Raw genomic sequence first — 15625 nt, forward strand, 5'->3', positions numbered from 1 at the left:
CGGCTGTGGAAGGCCCCCGCCCCCTAACGCAGGAGGGCGGGGTGTCGGTTGCCCACCCCGCCCCAAGTTGCGCCGTCCGGCCTACTTCTGCCAGGCCGTCACGTCCGCCGCCCACCGCCACGGCTCGGTGGTGCCGCCGGGCAGAGAGTTGAAGTACTCCCAGCCCGCCACGCCGCCGAAGTCGGTGTACTTGGTCTTCAGGCTCGTGACGGTGTTCTTCAACGTCGTCATGTTCACGTAGCCCGACCCGCCGTTGGCCGTGCTGGTGAGCGTGCCGAGCACGACCTTGTTCGCCGGGATCACCCGGCGGTTGACGATCTGGTCGTAGTGCGCGGTGCTGCCCGCGTTGCCCCAGCCGTTGTAGAACTGGCCGTTGAACCACGCGATCTTCGAGCCGTGGCTGCGGTACAGGTCCTCGTAGTTGAAGCCGGAGAGGTTGCCGCCGCCCCACAACGCGCTCGCCACCGGGGAGAGCGTGACGATGAAGCCGGCGCCGAAGTCGGTCTTCAACCGGTCGATCACGCGTCGGATGCCCGCGATCGACATGCGTTCCTCGACGTCGAGGTCGACGCCGTTGAGCTTGTACGTGCGGATCGTGTCGCGCAGCAACGGGTAGTAGGTGTCGAACTGGGTGTCGAGCCTCGCGAACGAACCTGGGGCCGCACCGCCGACCATGCCGATCACGTTGACGCCGCGGGCCTGCATCGCGGCGAGGTCCTGCCACATCCGGGTGTACCGCGAGTGCGACGGCGGGTGGTCGTTGAGGTGGACGATCCTGTTGTCGTTGAGGTGGATCGCGGCGACGAGCACGTCCGTGACGCCGGTGCCGCGGTCGAGCAGGGGCTTCGGCGAGACGTACGTTCCGGTCGCGCCGTTGCTGTACTGGGTCTGGTAGTAGACGACGGTTCGCTTCTGGGTGGCCGCCTGGGCCGGTGGCGCGGCGAGCGCCACCAGCAGCAGGGCGAGGAACAGCTTCTTCATGCGCTACCTCGTGATTCGCAGGGTGATCACTTGGAACGGGCGCAGCACCACCTCTGCCGACCGCTCGGCCAGGGGCCGTTCGAGCAGGTCGGTCTCCTGGATCCGGGTGTGGGCGAAGGAGGTGCTGATCGAGGCGCGGGCTCGGCCGCCGTGCGCCTCGTAGAGCCGGACGACCACGTCGCCCGACCGGTCGTCGGCCAGCTTCACGGCCTCGACCCTCACCGCCGGGTTGTCCGTGGACACCAGTGGAGCCGGTGCCTCGGAGCCCCGGACGGTCTGCGGCGGCAGGTTGATGCGGTATCCGGCGTCGATCGCCTCCGGGATGCCCGCGCCGACCACCAGGGCGTAGCGGAAGCGGTGCTCGCCCTGGTCGGTCTCGGGGTCGGGGAACCTCGGCGCGCGCAGCAGGGACAGGCGCACGGTCGTGGTGGTTCCGCCGTCCTCACGGGTGGTGCGGGTGACCTCGTGGCCGTAGGTCGAGTCGTTGACCACCGCGACGCCGTAGCCGGGTTCGCCGACGTGCAGGTAGCGGTGGGCGCAGATCTCGAACTTGGCCGCCTCCCAGGAGGTGTTGGTGTGCACCGGGCGGTGCAGGTGGCCGAACTGGGTCTCCGCCGTGGAGACCTCGGCGCGCAGGTCGAGCGGGAACGCGATCTTGAGCAGCTTCTCCCGTTCCTGCCAGTCGACCTCGGTGTCGAAGTCGACCTGCTTCGCGCCCTCGCGCAGCCGGATGGTCTGGGTGAGGACGGAGTCGCCGAACTTCGCCCTGACCACGAGACCGTCGGAGGCGTCGACGCGTTCGGACGGGGTCAGGTCGGCCTTCCAGTTGCGGTAGAACGGGTCGATGTCCCAGGCGTCCCACTGGTTCGGGTTGTCGCGGTGCAGCTGCGGCATGCCGGCGAACCCGTGCGGCGGCAGGACTTCGCGGTCCTCTTCGAGGTCCAGGATCGAGAGCACGATGCCGTCGGCGTCGATCGTGACGCGCAGCCTGCCGTTGTCCAGCACGCCGTCCACCGGTGCGACGAACGGCCGTGGGGTGTCGCCGCCGAGCACGTCGAACGTGACCTCGTCGTCGCCGTCACCCTTCAGCGCGTTGATGGCTTTCGCCGTGAGCGCCTTGAGTTCGGACGCCACGCGGGCGTAGGTGGCCTCGGCCTCGCGGTGCACCCAGGCGATCGAGCTGCCGGGCAGGATGTCGTGGAACTGGTGCAGCAACACGGTCTTCCACAACCGGTCGAGGTCCTCGTACGGATAATCGGCACCCTGCAGAGCGGCGGCGGTGGCCCAGTGCTCGGCCTCGCGCAGCAGGTGTTCGCTGCGGCGGTTGCCCTGCTTCGTCTTGGCCTGGGTGGTGTAGGTGGCGCGGTGCTTCTCCAGGTACAGCTCGCCCGCCCACACCGGCGCGTCCGGGTACTCGTCCTGCGCGGCCTGGAAGAAGTCGCGCGGGGGTTCGACGCGGACCGTCGGCGAGCCTTCGAGGTTCGCGACGCGGTGTGCGGTCTCCATCATCTCGCGGGTCGGTCCGCCACCGCCGTCGCCGTAGCCGAACGGCACGAGCGAGCGCGACGCCTTGGCGTGCTCGGCGAACTGGCGTGAGGCCCGCGCCAGTTCTTCGCCCGACAGCGACGAGTTGTAGGTGTCGACGGGCGGGAAGTGCGTGAAGATCCGCGTGCCGTCGATGCCCTCCCACCAGAACGTGTGGTGCGGGAACTTGTTGATCTGGTTCCACGACAGCTTCTGGGTGAGGAACCAGCGCGAGCCCGACAGCTTGATCAGCTGGGGGAGTGCGGCGCTGTAGCCGAACGAGTCGGGCAGCCAGACCTCCTCGGTCTCGACGCCGAAGTTGTCGAGGAAGAAGCGCTTGCCGTGCACGAGCTGGCGGGCCATCGCCTCGCCGCCGGGCATGTTCGTGTCCGACTCGACCCACATGCCGCCGACCGGCACGAACTGTCCACTCCGGACCTTCTCGCGGACGCGGTCCCAGACGTGCGGGTGGTGGTCCTTCATCCACGCGTACTGCTGGGCCTGAGAGCACGCGAAGTAGAAGTCCGGGTACTCGTCCATCAGCTTGGTGACGTTGGAGAACGTGCGCGCGCACTTGCGGACCGTCTCGCGCAGCGGCCACAGCCAGGCGGAGTCGATGTGCGCGTGGCCGATCGCGGAGACCTTGTGCGCGGAGGCGTTGGCGGGCAACGCGAGCACGCCGGCCAGTTCCTCGCGGGCGAGGCCGGCGGTCGCGGCGACCTCGTTGAGGTCCAGCGCGTCCATCGCCCGGTCCAGCGCGTGCAGGACCTTGTGCCGGCGCGGGTCGTGGTCCGGGAGTTCCCTCATCAGCGACTGGAGCACCTCGATGTCGAGCATCAGGTGCCACACCTGCGGCTGGAACACCGCGAGCTCGGCCTTGAGGATCTTGTACAACGGCTCGGTGCCCGCCGTGTCCTTGTCGCCCAGCGGGGTCGGCAGGAACGGGTGGAAGTCGAGGATCGTCGGGTTGCCCGCGGCCTCCAGGTAGAACAGGACCTCGGAGCCGTCGACGGGCAGGTAGGTGTTGCGCGGCTCGATGCCCTTGATGGGCAGGCCGTCGGCGGTGTAGGCGAGGCCCTCGGACTGGAAACCGGGGCCGGGGTGGGTGAAGCCGAGGTCCAGCACGACCTCGACCTGCTTGCCCTGCCACGACTCGGGGACGCTGCCGGTGAGCCGGAACCAGCTCGTGCTCCACGGCGCGCCCCAGTCGTCGCCGACGGCGGCCGGGACGTAGGTCGCTTCGAGGGCCTCGGCGACCGGGACGGGCTCGTCCGGCACCGTCCAGACGGCGAGTTCCAGCGGTGCCGTCTCGCCGTAGACGGCCGGGCGGATGCGTTCCTTCAGCGTGCGGTTGAGTCGTTCTTCCAGCAGCGCGCGTTCGTCGTGCACTTCGTCACCCCAGCTCGATCGAGGCCCGCACGCCGTCCCGCGCGAGGCCCATCCACTCTTCGAAGAAAGCACCGCCCGGACCCCACGAGGGCCGGTCGCCGTGCAGCGTGATCGGCGTGCGCTCGACCGGCTCGTGCACTGCTTCGCGCACGATCCGGGCGATCGCCGCGCCGAGCGGCTTGACCTCGCGTTCCGTCGTCAGCAACCCCAACTCGTACTCGCGTTCGGGGAAGTCCACCAACGCACGGTCGACGTCGTGCGAGCACCACCACGTGACGCCCCACAGGTTCGAGCAGGTCAGCACGTTCGCAAGCGTTTGCTCGGCGAACTGCGGTGCCTGCTCGGCGGTGATCTCGGGCTGGGCGGCGCCGACCTCCTGCAGCCACACCGGCCGGTCCGGGTCCTTGGCGTGTGCCTTCGACAGCTCGACCAGGTACTCGGCGTGGTGGACGCTCTCCGGCGAGAGCGACCCGTAGCGCTGCGCGGTGCCGTTGAAGACCCACGAGTGCACGGTCGTCATCGCACCCTTGTTGGCGGCGTGCTCCGGCAGGAACGCGTGCTCGCTCTCGTACCAGACTGCGTCGTACTCGGAGTGGACGTGCGGGAGGCCCGGTGCGGCCTTGTCGCACTCGTCGAGCAGCGTGTCGATCCACTCGCCGGCCTGCTCGGGCGCGCACGGGTTCGACTCGGTCAGCAGGTTGACCTCGTTGCCCAGGGTGAAGCCGAGGAAGTTCGACTTGTCCTTCAGGGCCTCGGCGAGCGTGCGCACGTAGAACCGCTGGCCGCTGATGACGTCCGGGTCGGTGAAGATGTTGCGGCGGTGCCAGGTCTGCACCCACGACGGGTAGAAGTCGAAGCTCGACAGGTGGCCCTGCAGCACGTCGACCTGGACGTCGAGGCCTGTCTCGCGGGCGGCGTCGAGCATCTGGGCGAGCTGCTCGACGGCCTGGGGACGGACGAGGCTCCTGTTGGGCTGGAACACCGGCCACAGCGGGAAGACCCGCACGTGGTCGAGGCCGAGTGCCGCGATGGACTCGAAGTCGGCTTTGACGTCGTCTAGGGAGAAGTCGAGCCAGTGGTGAAACCAGCCCTGGGACGGGGTGTAGTTCACGCCGAAACGCAAGGTTGAGCTCCTCGGGGTGTCAGCCCTTGATCGCGCCTTCTCCCACTCCGCGGAAGAAGTGCTTCTGCAGCAACAGGAACAACAGGATCAGCGGGACGACGGCGATGATCGTGCCCGCCGCCACCAGCCTCTGGTTCTGCACGAACGTGCCCTGGAGGTACGCCAGGCCGATGGTGAGCGTGTACTTCTCCTGGTCGCTGAGCACGATGAGCGGCCACAGGAAGTCGTCCCAGCTGAACATGAACGAGAACAGCGCCACCACGACCAGCGTGCCCTTCACCGACGGCAGCGCGAGGCGGGTGAAGCGCTGCCAGGCGTTGGCGCCGTCGATGATCGCGGCTTCCTCGACTTCGGCGGGGAGTGCGAGGAAGGCGTTGCGCAGCAACAGGACGTTGAGCGCGGCGATCGCGCCGGGCAGCACGACCGCGGTGAGCGTGTTGGTGAGCCCGAAGCCGCGCATCACCAGGAACAGCGAGATCATGATCGCCTCGAACGGCACCAGGATGCTGCTCGCGAAGACCACCGCCGCGAACCGGCGTCCCCTGAACTTCAGCCGTGCCAGGGCGTAGCCGGCCATGGCCGCGCCCAGGCAGTTCGTGATGACGTTGACGCTCGCGACGCCGAGCGAGTTGAGCGCGAAGTTCCAGACCGGCACCACGTCGGCGACGGCGGCGTAGTTGCCGAACGTCGGGTCGTCGGGGATGAAGTCGGGGACGAAGACGTCCTCGTTCGGCCCCTTGACGCTGGTGGCGAACTGCCACAGGAACGGCCCGATGCTGATCGCGAGGACGCTCAGCAGCCCGAGGTAGCGCAGGGCCAGGTAGACGTGGGCGCGCTTCACAGCTGGTCCTCCCTGCGGTTGAGCTTGAGGGTGACCAGCAGCAGGCCCAGCAGGATCACGAACAGGACCACGCTGAGCGCCGACGCGTACCCGACCTCACCGGTCAGGCCGCGGCCGACCGACTGGATGAGCATCACCAGGGTGGTGCTCGCCCCGCCCGGACCGCCGGACCCGCCCGAGAGCAGGTAGATCTCGGAGAACACGCGGAACCCGTTGACCGCGCTCAGCGCCGCGACCAGCACCATCGTCGGCCGCAGGCTGGGCACGGTGACCGACCAGAACCTCCTGACCGGTCCCGCGCCGTCGACCATCGCGGCCTCGTGCAGGTCCTTCGGCACGTTCGCGAGCGCGGCCAGGTAGATCACCATGTAGTAGCCGAGGCCGCGCCAGACCGTCACCACCATCGAGCTGATCAGCAGGAGAGTCGAGTCGGTCAGGAACCCGATCCGGGTACCGCCCAACGCCTCCACCACGTTGTTCACCAGGCCGCGGCTGTCGAGCAGCCACGTCCAGATGAGCCCGACCACGACCGTGGACGCGATCACCGGCGTGAAGAACGCCGTGCGGAAGATCCCGATGCCCGGCACGACCTTCTGCACGAGCATCGCGATCAGCAGCGGCAACAGCACCAGCGGTGGCACGACGCACACCATGTAGAGAGCGCTGTTGCGCGCGGCCGTCCAGAACTTCGGGTCCTGGAGCATCCGCACGAAGTTGTCCAGGCCGGTGAACCGGCCACCGCCCAGCGCGCTCGCGTCCGTGAACGCGAGCACGATCATGTTCAGGAACGGGAAGATCGTGAACATGAGGCAGATGGCCAGTCCTGGTGCCAGGAACAGCCACGGCGTGTACGGGCGATGAGTCATCTCCCGCTGCCTACTTGAGGAGGCGGTTGCACTCGGCGACCGCGTCGTCCAGGGCCTGCTTCGGCGACTTCTTGCCGAGCATGGCGTCGGCCAGTTGCTGCAGCAGCGCCTCGCGCATCTGATCGCTGAACTGCACGGGCGTGTAGTTCACCGCGGTCTTGAGCTGCTTGGCCGCGGCCACCCTGACCCGTGCCTCGTCCGTCCCGTCCTCCGTGGTGAAGTACGGGTCGTCACCGCCCTTGCTGGTGCTCGGGAAGATCGACGCGAGCTTGGCGAACTTCACCTGGTTCTCGGCGTTGGTGGCGAACCTGCCGAACGCCAGCGCCGTCGCCTGGTTCTTGCTGCTCTTCGGCACGCTCATGCCGTGCAGGAACATGTTGGCGCTGCCCGTGTTCGTGATGGGCGTGGAGATGCCGATGTTGGCGTAGAGGCTCGGCGCGTCGGTCTTGAACTTGCCGAGGTCGTACGCGCTGCCGGGGTTGAGCGCGGTCTGCTGCGCCATGAACTTCGCGCCGGCGCCGGTGTAGTTCTGCGTGAGCGCCTCGGGGATCAGCGCGCCCGCGTCGTACATCCGCTTGTAGCTCTCGACGAACTCGACGCCCTTGGCCTCGTTGAACGTGAACTTGTCGGTGTCGAAGAGTTTCACCCCGTACAGGCCGAAGTCGGCGATGCTCGGCGTCTGGCCGAGGATCGCGATCTTCTTCTGCGCCAGCTGGAGCGCTTGGGCTTCGAGTTCCTTGAAGTTCGTCGGTGGCTTGTTCGGGTCCAGGCCCGCCTGGGTGAACAGGGCCTTGTTGTAGAAGATCGGGCCGGTGTTGAGGTACCACGGGAAGCCGTAGCAGCCGCCCTTGCCGGGGATCTCGAACGCCTGCCAGGCGTTGTCGAGGTACTCCGGCTTGGCGTCCTTGAGGCTTTCGTCGAGGTTGACGAGCTGCCCCGCCTTGGCCAGCGGGAAGCTCAGGTCCGGCGGCACGTTGATCACGTCGGGCAGGCTGCCCGCGCTCGCGTCCGCCATGACCTTGGCCAGGTACCCGTCCGCGGGCTGGTCGACCCACTTCACGGTGGTGCCCTGGTGCTGCTTCTGGAAAGCGTCGATGACACCGTTGACGTAGTCGGTGTACTTGGGCTTGAGGGACCAGGTCTGGAACGTGATCTCGCCCGTGACCTGGCCGTTCGTGGCCGTGTTGGTGCTCGACGTGCCGGACAGTCCGCATCCCGCCACGGGCACCGCCGCCAGGCCCGCGAGGAACGTGCGCCTCTTCATTGACACCCACCTCCTTGGTCGCGGACCCTAGCTAAACCGGTTTATCTCCGGCTAGCCTCCGAACGTCTTGTTGTCTCCTTTCGGACAGAGCGGGGTGTGGTGAAGAGGCCGACGATCAAGGACATCGCGGCGGAGGCCGGGGTGTCCAAGGGAGCCGTGTCGCTGGCGTTGAACGGCCGTTCCGGGGTGTCCGAGTCGACCCGCGCGCGCGTGCTGGCCGTGGCCTCGTCGCTGGGGTACCGGCCCTCGGTCACCGCTCGGGCGTTGTCGTCCGCGTCCGCCGACGCGGTGGGGCTGGTTCTGGTGCGGCCGCCTCGTGCGCTGGGGGACGAGGCGTTCTTCTTCCAGCTGATCGCTGGGATGCAGTCCGAGATCTCGTGTGCGCTGTTGCTGCAGGTGGTGTCGTCGCGCGAGGAAGAGATCGCGTTGTACCAGCGGTGGTGGGCCGAGCACCGGGTCGACGGGGTGTTCCTCGTGGATCTGCTGGTGTCGGATCCTCGGGTTGCTTTGATGTCCTCGCTCGGGTTGCCGGCTGTTGTGGTGGGTGGGGCTGGGCATCATGGGTCGCTGGCTTCTGTTTGGGCTGATGACTACGCGGCCATGACGTCCGTGGTGGAGTACCTGAAGTCGTTGGGGCATCGGCGGATCGCCCGGGTTGCCGGGTTGGCTTCGTTGTTGCACACGGTTCGGCGGGATGCCGCGTTTGCCTCGTCCGTTGTGGACGGTGTTGTGGTGCCGGGGGATTACACGGCTGAGGCTGGTGCGGCTGCTACCCGGTCGTTGCTGGGGATGGATGAGCCGCCCACTGCGATCGTTTACGACAACGATGTGATGGCTGTGGCAGGGGCTGAGGTTGCTGCTGCGCTGGGGGTTGCTGTGCCTGCCGAGCTGTCTCTGGTTGCTTGGGACGACTCGGTTTTGTGTCAGCACGGGCGGTTGACCGCGTTGTCGCGGGACACGTTTGCGTTCGGGGCTCGGGCTGCTCGGGCGTTGGTGGCTGTCATCGGTGGGGCTTTGCCGTCGGATGTCGAGGACGTGTTGCCCGAGTTGGTGGTTCGGGGGAGTTCTGGGGGTGCGCCTGGGGTTTCGTAGCGTTCCCCTGTTGCGTTGGCGGCTGTCGCCTTGCGTGCTTCCCCTGGGGGCGCTGCCCCCAGACCCCCGGCAATCTGATCAGGGGGCCCGCGCCGTGCGTGGGTAGATGGCACGCCTGTGGCGTTGGGCGGCTGCCTGTTGCTTAGTGTGGTTGCGTTGGCGGTGGGGTCCCATCACGAGCCGAGCCAAGAGCGGGCCACATGAGAGAAGGGGTGTCAAACCGCCGAAAAGCGTGGCGGTTTGACACCCCTTCTCTCATGCAGCAAGAGCTGTGGCGCGACTCGTGATGGGACCCCACCGCCTGGACCGCTTGGTAAAGACGGCTCGCCTGCGGCTTCGCGTTCGATCTGTGTGCGTGCGTGCGTGTGCGGTCAGGTCAGAGAGGCGACCTGGTCGCTCACCACCTGGGCTGCCGCTGAGACCAGGGCCGTCACCGCCGGGTTCGTCGAGTTGTCCTGGCGCCAGCCGAACTGCGTGTAGACGCGGAACGTCGGGGACCAGGGCAAGCGGACCAACCTGCCGTCGGCCAGTTCTGCGGAGACTGTCACCTCGGGCATCAGGGCGATGCCCAGGCCTGAGGCCACTGCTCGTTTGGCTGCGTCCACCGAGTCCAGTTCCAGGACCGGAGCTCTGGTGTCGTCGTAGCCCAGGGAGTGTTCGAACAGTTCGTGGTAGCTGGCGCCGTTCTCGGCCCGGATGAGGGTGCTGCTCGTGATGTCGTCCTCGGCCAGGGTCTGGCGTTGGGTGAGCATGTGGTTCGGGCCCGCGACCACTACCAGGGGTTCGGGGCAGAGGACTGTTGTTTCCAGGCCCTCGCGGGGTTCTATGGCGCCTATGAAGAAGGCGCAGTCCAGTTGGCCGTCTCGCACCGAGTTCAGGTTGTTCAGCGCGTTGCGGGAGTGCAGGGAGAGTTGGACCGACGGGTAGCGCCAGCACATGTATTCGATGAGCGGTAGCAGACGGTAGTCGGTCAAGCTCTGTGCGGAACCGATGATCAGTTTGCCGTGGGGCTCGCCGTTCATCGTGATGGCTTTTCGGGCCTTTTCGGTGAGGTTGATGATGTTTCGCGCGAACGGGAGCAACTCCACGCCTGCGGAGGTCATCTGGATACCTCGGGGGAGGCGCCGGAAAAGGACGACCCCGAGGGCCTCCTCCAGCGCCTTGATGCGGGTGGTGATGGTCGGCTGCGAGCAGTTGAGCGTGGCAGCGGCCTTGGTGAAGCTCCCTGTCTGAACCACGGTCGTGAACGCGAGAAGCTGGCGTGTCTCCATCAGGCGGATCCTCGGGGTAAAACGGTGCGACGACTTTTTCTCGTTCGTTCCCGTGGTCCTGTTACGGATGGTGCGGGAGCAGTAACGCTACCTGCCCTCTGAGCTGGGGTGATTGGTGCTTATGGAGTCACCTTGATCGGTCTGGAAAGGCTGTTTCGGCCGAAAGAGTGAAATTGGAACTGCCGTCTTCGACGGGCGGTAGTGGGGCGAGTCGTTTCTGTTATGTGGTTCGCCAGGCGAAGAATAAAGAGCCGCCACCGTCGTGGTCTGGCGGCGGCGCTGAAGTGTCCGGCGCTGAAGAGGTCAGGCTCCGGAAGTCGGGTGAAGCCCCTCGGAACGGTGCGAATCGGCCGTCTGAGAGGGCGGTGGTGGAGGGGCCGGCGGTCCTGGACGGGCGTGCTCGCCGGGGTGGCGGCGGTCACAGCGCGGGTCTCGCCTAGACTCGCTGGGAATCCGGGCGCCCTGGTGGCGGTATCCGGCTGTCTTGCACGTTCTTGTTCGTATCGAGGAGTCCACGTTGAAGAGCACCGTCGAGCACCTGAGCCCGACGAGGGTCCGGATCAACGTCGAGGTGCCGTTCGACGAGCTCAAGTCGAACTTCGACCAGGCGTACCGGAAGCTCGCGAAGCAGGTCCGCATCCCCGGGTTCCGTCCGGGCAAGGCCCCCGCCAAGGTCCTGGAGAACCGCATCGGCCGCGCTCCGGTGCTGGACGAGGTCATCCAGGAGGCCATCCCGGCCAAGTACCTGGAAGCGGTCAACGCGGGTGAGGTGCGCACGCTCGGCCGTCCCGACTTCGAGGTCACCAAGATCGAGGACGGTCAGACCCTCGAGTTCACCGCCGAGGTCGACGTCCGTCCCGAGATCGTCGTGCCCGCGTTCGGCGAGCTCGCCGTGACGGTCGACGAGCAGGAGGTCACCGACGAGGACGTGACCACCCAGCTCGACGAGCTCCGTGCTCGCTTCGGCACGCTGACCGGCGTGACCCGCCCGGTCGAGACCGGTGACTTCGTCATCGTCGACCTGTCCGCGACGGTCGACGGCGAAGAGGTCGAGGAGGCCCGCACCAGCGGCCTGTCCTACGAGGTCGGCTCCGGCCAGCTCGTCGAGGGCATCGACGACGCGCTCGTCGGCGCGGCCGAGGGTGAGACCAAGACCTTCGCCACGACGCTCGTCGCCGGTGAGCACGAGGGCCGCGAGGCCGAGGTCACCGTCGTGCTGAGCAGCGTCAAGGAGCGTCAGCTCCCCGAGCTCGACGACGAGTTCGCGCAGCTCGCCAGCGAGTTCGACACGCTCGACGAGCTCAAGGCCGACCTGCAGACCCGCCTCGCCCGCGTCAAGAAGATGCAGCAGGGCGTGCAGGCGCGCGACAAGGTCCTCGAGGCTCTGCTGGAGACCACCGAGGTCCCGCTGCCCGAGGGCATCGTCCAGGGCGAGATCGACGCCCGCAAGCACGACGCCGTGCACGCCTTCGACCACGACGACGCGAAGTTCGCCGCCTGGCTGACCGAGCAGGGTCAGTCGGAGGAGGAGTTCGACGCCGAGCTCCGCAAGGCGGCCGAGCAGGCCGTCAAGACGCAGCTCGTGCTCGACTCGATCGCCGACGCCGAGCAGGTCACGGTGTCCGACGGCGAGCTGACCGAGCGGATCATCTACCAGGCCCAGCGCTTCGGCATCTCGCCTGACGAGTACGTCAAGCGCGCGCAGCAGTCCGGCCAGCTCGGCGCGATCTTCGCCGACGTCCGCCGGGGCAAGGCGCTCGCGAGCGTCGTGCGCCAGGCCGAGGTGTCCGACGCGAGCGGCACCAAGCTGGACCTCGACGAGCTCTTCGGCGAGACCAAGTCCGATGAGGACGGCCAGGAGTAAGGACCGACCCGCTCGCCCTTCCCCGCGAACGGGCGAGCTTCGGAAATACAGCTGATAGCGAACGCGGGCGGTGTCGGGCATCTGACGCCGCCCGCCTTCGTTAAGGTCGATCGCAGAGAGTTTTTGCTTCCAGATTCGTTCCACCTGGAGTTAGGCAGGCAGACGTGACGCAGCACTCCTTCCCGACCCCCGAATTGCGGTCGGCCACCGCCGGGATGAACCTCAACGACTCGGTGTACGAGCGGCTGCTCCGCGAGCGGATCATCGTCCTGGGATCGCAGGTCGAAGAGGGCATCGCCAACCAGATCACCGCTCAGCTGCTGCTTCTCGCCGCTGAGGACCCCGAGAAGGACATCACGCTTTACATCAACTCGCCGGGTGGTTCCGTCACGGCGGGCATGGCCATCTACGACACGATGCAGCTGATCCAGCCGGACGTGGCCACGGTCGCCATGGGCCTCGCGGCCTCGATGGGCCAGTTCCTGCTGTCCGCGGGCGCTCCTGGCAAGCGTCAGGCGCTTCCGCACGCGCGCATCCTCATGCACCAGCCCTCGGCCGGTGTCGGCGGTACGGCCGCGGACATCGCGATCCAGGCGGACATGCTGACGCGCACCAAGCTCGAGATGGCCGAGCTCATCGCCGAGCACACCGGGCAGTCGGTGGAGACCATCACCCGCGACTCCGACCGCGACCGCTGGTTCACGGCGCAGGAAGCGCTGGAGTACGGCTTCGTGGACAAGGTCGTCACCCGCGCGCAGCCGGTCGGCTCGAGCAACTAGCAGCTGAGGAGATCTCGAAGTGAGCCAGTTCCACGCCCCTCAGTCGCGTTACGTGCTGCCGTCGTTCGTCGAGCGCACCAGCTACGGCATGAAGGAGTCGAACCCGTACAACAAGCTGTTCGAGGAGCGCATCATCTTCCTCGGCGTGCAGGTTGACGACGCTTCGGCCAACGACGTCATGGCGCAGCTGCTGGTCCTCGAGTCCGAGGACCCGGACCGCGACATCCTGATGTACATCAACTCGCCGGGTGGCTCGTTCACCTCGCTGATGGCCATCTACGACACGATGCAGTTCGTTCGCCCGGACATCCAGACGTACTGCCTCGGTCAGGCCGCCTCGGCCGCCGCGGTGCTGCTGGCCGCCGGCACGCCCGGCAAGCGCCACGCGCTGCCAAACGCGCGAATCCTGATCCACCAGCCCTCCATGGAGGGCGCGTACGGTCAGGTGTCCGACCTGGAGATCCAGTCGAACGAGATCCAGCGCGTGCGCCGCCTGATGGAGTCGACCCTCGCGCGGCACACGAACCGGACGGCGGAGGAGGTTCGCGAGAGCATCGAGCGCGACCGGATTCTGACGGCCGACGAGGCCAAGGAGTACGGCATCGTCGACACGGTGCTGCCCTACCGCAAGCTTTCCGCCAAGTCCTGAGCGCGGCGTCCTAGGGGCTGGGAAACACCCGGCCCCCGGACACCGCGTGCCCACCCGACACGCCGATGTGACCGGGCAACCGGCCTGATCGGCGCGTCGGGGGACGCGGGTCCTCCCCTGAAACGGGGTCGGCCAGGTACCGTCAGGAGAACGGGCTCAGCACCCACAGCCAGTGGGACTGCCACAGCAAGTCAGCAGGCGCACTACAGCAGGTGTGCGCCGGAGGGGACATAGGTCAGCGGTCATGGCGCGTATCGGTGACGGCGGCGACTTGCTGAAGTGCTCTTTCTGCGGAAAGAGTCAAAAGCAGGTGAAGAAACTCATCGCCGGCCCCGGCGTCTACATCTGCGATGAGTGCATCGATCTCTGCAACGAGATCATCGAGGAGGAGCTGGCCGAAGCCGGCGACGTGAAGCTCGACGAGCTGCCGAAGCCCGCCGAGATCCACGAGTTCCTCGACCAGTACGTCATCGGCCAGAGTGATGCCAAGCGCACCCTCTCCGTCGCCGTCTACAACCACTACAAGCGCATCCAGGCGGGCGACCGCGGGCGCGAGGGTCGTGACGACGGCGTCGAGTTGGCGAAGTCGAACATCCTGATGCTCGGCCCGACGGGGTGCGGCAAGACCTACCTGGCACAGACCCTCGCGAAGATGCTGAACGTTCCGTTCGCCATCGCCGACGCGACGGCGCTGACGGAGGCCGGGTACGTCGGTGAGGACGTCGAGAACATCCTCCTGAAGCTCATCCAGGCCGCGGACTACGACGTCAAGCGCGCCGAGACGGGCATCATCTACATCGACGAGGTCGACAAGATCGCTCGGAAGAGTGAAAACCCGTCGATCACTCGCGACGTGTCCGGTGAGGGTGTGCAGCAGGCGCTGCTGAAGATCCTCGAGGGCACGACCGCCTCGGTGCCCCCGCAGGGCGGCCGCAAGCACCCGCACCAGGAGTTCATCCAGATCGACACGACGAACGTGCTGTTCATCGTGGCCGGTGCGTTCGCGGGGCTCGAGAAGATCATCCAGGACCGGGTCGGCAAGCGAGGCCTGGGCTTCGGCGCCGAGGTCCGCTCGAAGGCGGAGACGGACTCGGCGGACTACTTCGCCGACTCCATGCCGGAGGACCTGATCAAGTTCGGCCTGATCCCCGAGTTCATCGGGCGTCTGCCGATGGTGGCCTCCGTCACGAACCTCGACAAGCCGTCGCTGGTGATGATCCTCACCGAGCCGAAGAACGCCCTGGTGAAGCAGTACCAGAAGCTGTTCGAGATGGATGGCGTCGAGCTCGAGTTCACCAAGACCGCACTCGAAGCGATCGCCGACCAGGCGATCCTGCGCGGTACCGGTGCTCGTGGTCTGCGCGCGATCATGGAAGAGGTCCTGCTCCCGGTGATGTACGACATCCCGAGCCGCACGGACGTCGCCAAGGTCGTCATCACCGAGCAGACGGTGAAGGAGAACGTGAACCCGACCATCGTGGCCCGGCAGCCCTCGCGCCGTGAGCGCCGCGAGAAGTCGGCCTAGGTTCGATCGTTCAGGCGAAGGGCGTCCGGGAAACCGGGCGCCCTTCGCTCGTTCCGGCGCCGAGCGGCGAACGCAGCCGCGCGGACCTTGCGGGTCAGGCAGCGTCGCAAGGCTCCGTCCGCAGGTCTGGTGCCGCGCTCCCGCGTAATGCCCGCCCACCCCTCTGGTGCCTCGCAGGTGTGGTGTCGACCGTGTGTGGCGGCTCCCGCACGTGGTGACGCCCGTACGGCTAGTGCCGCCCGCACGCCTGGAGTCGCATGTGTGTGCTGGTGTCGCCTGCACGCCAGGCGCCTCGCGCCGCTCGCCCCGCGCCACCTGCACGCCACGCGTCGCTCGCCCGCGCCGCCTCCGCGCCGCTTGCCCTGCGCTCTCACCAGGACAAGCGGGAGCGGTGCCCCGAGGCGTGCCACCGGGCAAGGATTCACCGGTGGCTCCCCGCACCACGCCACTAGGGTGG

The 15625-nt window shown here is 67.2% G+C and carries 12 protein-coding genes; 5 read left to right on the plus strand and 7 right to left on the minus strand.

Going from position 1 to position 15625, the window contains the following annotated elements; all coding sequences use genetic code 11:
- Positions 1-81 precede the first annotated feature (81 nt).
- From PV646_RS37185 to PV646_RS37210, 6 genes are read right to left on the minus strand one after another with little or no spacing between them, the layout of a single operon-like run.
- On the minus strand, positions 82-981 hold the full coding sequence (locus tag PV646_RS37185; protein ID WP_500346990.1) for a glycoside hydrolase family 18 protein: 900 nt from the start codon (positions 979-981) through the stop codon (positions 82-84).
- A gap of 3 nt (positions 982-984) precedes the next feature.
- Positions 985-3894, minus strand: a complete 2910-nt coding sequence (locus PV646_RS37190) for an alpha-mannosidase (RefSeq protein ID WP_500346991.1) — start codon at positions 3892-3894, stop codon at positions 985-987.
- Positions 3895-3898: 4 nt separating this feature from the next.
- Positions 3899-5017, minus strand: a complete 1119-nt coding sequence (locus PV646_RS37195; RefSeq protein WP_500346992.1) for a glycoside hydrolase 5 family protein — start codon at positions 5015-5017, stop codon at positions 3899-3901.
- Positions 5018-5036: 19 nt separating this feature from the next.
- A complete protein-coding gene (locus PV646_RS37200) occupies positions 5037-5858 on the minus strand; it encodes a carbohydrate ABC transporter permease (RefSeq protein ID WP_500346993.1) in 822 nt (273 codons plus the stop codon).
- Complete coding sequence (locus PV646_RS37205; RefSeq protein WP_500346994.1) at positions 5855-6724, minus strand: carbohydrate ABC transporter permease; 870 nt, start codon at positions 6722-6724, stop codon at positions 5855-5857. Before PV646_RS37205 ends, PV646_RS37200 begins: the two co-directional genes overlap by 4 nt.
- Positions 6725-6734: 10 nt before the next feature.
- Positions 6735-7994, minus strand: coding sequence for an ABC transporter substrate-binding protein (locus PV646_RS37210; RefSeq protein ID WP_500346995.1), 1260 nt, complete (start codon positions 7992-7994; stop codon positions 6735-6737).
- A 93-nt stretch (positions 7995-8087) separates the two neighbouring features.
- Here PV646_RS37210 and PV646_RS37215 point away from each other — a divergent pair, with 93 nt between their 5' ends.
- On the plus strand, positions 8088-9080 hold the full coding sequence (locus tag PV646_RS37215) for a LacI family DNA-binding transcriptional regulator (protein ID WP_500346996.1): 993 nt from the start codon (positions 8088-8090) through the stop codon (positions 9078-9080).
- Positions 9081-9451: 371 nt separating this feature from the next.
- Here PV646_RS37215 and PV646_RS37220 read toward each other — a convergent pair whose 3' ends face one another.
- Positions 9452-10351, minus strand: a complete 900-nt coding sequence (locus PV646_RS37220) for a LysR family transcriptional regulator (RefSeq protein ID WP_500346997.1) — start codon at positions 10349-10351, stop codon at positions 9452-9454.
- Between the two features lie 517 nt (positions 10352-10868).
- Between PV646_RS37220 and tig the strand changes: the two genes are divergently transcribed.
- The 4 genes from tig to clpX all read left to right on the plus strand — a co-directional run bounded on the left by tig (position 10869) and on the right by clpX (position 15168).
- Positions 10869-12215, plus strand: coding sequence for a trigger factor (tig, locus tag PV646_RS37225; RefSeq protein WP_500346998.1), 1347 nt, complete (start codon positions 10869-10871; stop codon positions 12213-12215).
- Between the two features lie 164 nt (positions 12216-12379).
- A complete protein-coding gene (locus PV646_RS37230; protein ID WP_500346999.1) occupies positions 12380-12994 on the plus strand; it encodes an ATP-dependent Clp protease proteolytic subunit in 615 nt (204 codons plus the stop codon).
- Between the two features lie 19 nt (positions 12995-13013).
- Entirely contained in the window at positions 13014-13643 is a 630-nt protein-coding gene (locus tag PV646_RS37235; protein WP_500347000.1) for an ATP-dependent Clp protease proteolytic subunit, read from the plus strand.
- 244 nt (positions 13644-13887) lie between these two features.
- The gene (gene clpX, locus PV646_RS37240) at positions 13888-15168 is read left to right on the plus strand and encodes an ATP-dependent Clp protease ATP-binding subunit ClpX (protein ID WP_500347001.1); all 1281 of its coding nucleotides are present in this window, start codon (positions 13888-13890) and stop codon (positions 15166-15168) included.
- Positions 15169-15625 lie beyond the last annotated feature (457 nt).

The sequence above is a fragment of the Streptomyces sp. ID05-26A genome (assembly GCF_033794685.1).
GTDB lineage: Bacteria > Actinomycetota > Actinomycetes > Mycobacteriales > Pseudonocardiaceae > Lentzea.

Excerpts from the sequence above, each read along its gene's own strand:
- PV646_RS37185 (WP_500346990.1), bottom strand. The coding sequence starts at position 981 with ATGAAGAAGCTGTTCCTCGCCCTGCTGCTGGTGGCGCTCGCCGCGCCA.
- PV646_RS37205 (WP_500346994.1), bottom strand. The coding sequence starts at position 6,724 with ATGACTCATCGCCCGTACACGCCGTGGCTGTTCCTGGCACCAGGACTG.
- clpX (WP_500347001.1), top strand. The coding sequence starts at position 13,888 with ATGGCGCGTATCGGTGACGGCGGCGACTTGCTGAAGTGCTCTTTCTGC.
- PV646_RS37220 (WP_500346997.1), bottom strand. The coding sequence starts at position 10,351 with ATGGAGACACGCCAGCTTCTCGCGTTCACGACCGTGGTTCAGACAGGG.